The organism is Marinobacter sp. UBA2498 (genome assembly GCF_002341575.1).
In the GTDB taxonomy this organism is placed as follows: domain Bacteria; phylum Pseudomonadota; class Gammaproteobacteria; order Pseudomonadales; family Oleiphilaceae; genus Marinobacter; species Marinobacter manganoxydans.
This window is the reverse complement of sequence record NZ_DDOI01000109.1, coordinates 18993-20767: the sequence shown is the minus strand read 5'-3', so window position 1 is coordinate 20767 and position 1775 is coordinate 18993. Positions and strand designations below refer to the sequence as shown.

The following is a 1775-nucleotide window of genomic DNA, read 5'->3' as shown; positions in this document are numbered from 1 at the left end:
TCATCGAGATTGACGTCTCGTGAGGAATTCTCGATATCCGTGTTCAGGTAACGGTAGCCAGCAAAAACCTCTGCGTTGCGGATAACCCGATAGCTACCACGCAGCTCAAGGCTGGTCATATCATCGGAATCGCCAAACGAGAGAATGCTGGGGGCGTAGTGCAGGCCACCGGTGAACGACAGGCCAGGGACATCCGGGATATTGACGGTCGCAAAACCGCCAAGACCGACAGCACCGCCATCGGCGCGGCTTTGATCCCAATAGATACCCCTCATGCCGATGCCGGCTGTGGTGGGCAGGTTGCCGATTGCCGTGCGGCCCTGGGCATGGAAATCAACGTTGAAAATATCGCGGCCACCTTCGCGGTAGGTGTAACCGGTGCCAAGCTGGAGGTCGTTGTTGGTGCCGAAGAAATTTACCTGGCCCTTCACCGAATCGTTGGTGAGGCTGAGGTCGACATCCCCTGCAAAGGCAGGCGCGGCAGCCAGTGAGAGAATCATCAGGGAAATCCGGGACGCTTTCATATATGTGCACCTTCGTTACGTTTTTAGCAGAATTGCCGGTATGTTAACGGGGTGTTCCGGGCCACTCAACTTAAATGCCGGTAAGTCCCCGTTAACTTTCATTTTTCGCAGGTCAGTGCCGGGTGGTATCGCCGCCCTGGTCCAGATCTTCCGGTGAAGCGTTCTCTGCGGGTACCCGGTATTCCTCGTTGGCCCAGGCCCCCAGATCGATCAGTTTGCAGCGCTCGGAACAGAAAGGGCGCCAGGGGTTGGTCTCGGTCCATTCCACGGACTTTTTACAGGTTGGGCATTCAACGTTCATGGTTGCCTTCGGGTAGTGGAAACGTGTCTGGATGTCTGTGCCCTGATTTTAGAAAACAGCTTTCAGGAGGCAGCAGACGCCTGACAATATTGTTCCAGTACTGCCCGCAACATTTCAATATTGACAGGCTTGGCAACAAAAGAATCCATCCCGCACCGGCGGCAGCGTTCCTCGTCCTCTTCCATGGCACTGGCGGTCAGAGCGACCACGGGGATGGGCGCGCGGTTGTGGGTTTTTTCCCACTCCCGCAGGCGTCGGGTGGCTTCGAAACCGTCCACGCGGGGCATCACACAGTCCATGAACACCAGGTCGAAGGGATGCCATTGCCACAGGCTGGCGGCAGCCTCGCCATCGTTGGCGGTCATCACGTCACAACCGAGTTTCTCCAGCAGGCGGCGGGTCAGGGTACGGTTGACCGGGTTGTCTTCCACCAGCAACACCTTCATCCGGCCACAGGGAAGTTCCCGGCGCCTGGCGGTATCGGTAACCGCCTGCAGGGAAAACCGGGTCAGGAAACGCCGTTCCTGTTTGGCGGCATCGGCAAACAACTGGTTCAGAATTGGCGTCAGGCAGGATTCCCGCAGCGATTTGCTCAGGAAGGCATCGGCACCTGCCTGCCGGAAATGTTCGGCGTCGCCCCGTTGCGGGTTGGATGACAGAATCAGCAGGCGCATATCGGACCACAACGGATTGCTGCGAATCTGCCGGCACAGCAGGTCGCTGTCCATATCCGGTACAAACCCATCCAGGATGATGGCGTCGAACGGCTGCTGGCCATCAAACGCGGTGCGCAGGGACGTCAGCGCCTCGCCGGCGGATTTCACCGCCTCAATGTGCACCTCGTGGCGGGACAGCATCTCCAGGGTGATCTTGCGGGACAGCTCGTAGGAATCCACCACCAGAATCCGGCGGTTTTTCACCATCCGGGTATCCGGCCGAACCCGGGCGGC

At 58.5% G+C, this 1775-nt stretch carries 3 protein-coding genes; all 3 read right to left on the bottom strand.

What is annotated here, in order from left to right; translation table 11 throughout:
* Positions 1-524 (bottom strand): YfaZ family outer membrane protein (locus B2W52_RS15345; RefSeq protein ID WP_286803690.1); only part of this gene is annotated, 524 nt, incomplete at its 3' end.
* 112 nt (positions 525-636) lie between these two features.
* The gene (yacG, locus tag B2W52_RS15340; RefSeq protein ID WP_273018052.1) at positions 637-825 is read right to left on the bottom strand and encodes a DNA gyrase inhibitor YacG; all 189 of its coding nucleotides are present in this window, start codon (positions 823-825) and stop codon (positions 637-639) included.
* 62 nt (positions 826-887) lie between these two features.
* On the bottom strand, positions 888-1775 hold an 888-nt coding region (locus B2W52_RS15335), incomplete at its 5' end, for a response regulator (RefSeq protein ID WP_286803689.1).

Coding starts and splice junctions, on each gene's coding strand:
- yacG (WP_273018052.1), bottom strand. CDS start 825: ATGAACGTTGAATGCCCAACCTGTAAAAAGTCCGTGGAATGGACCGAG.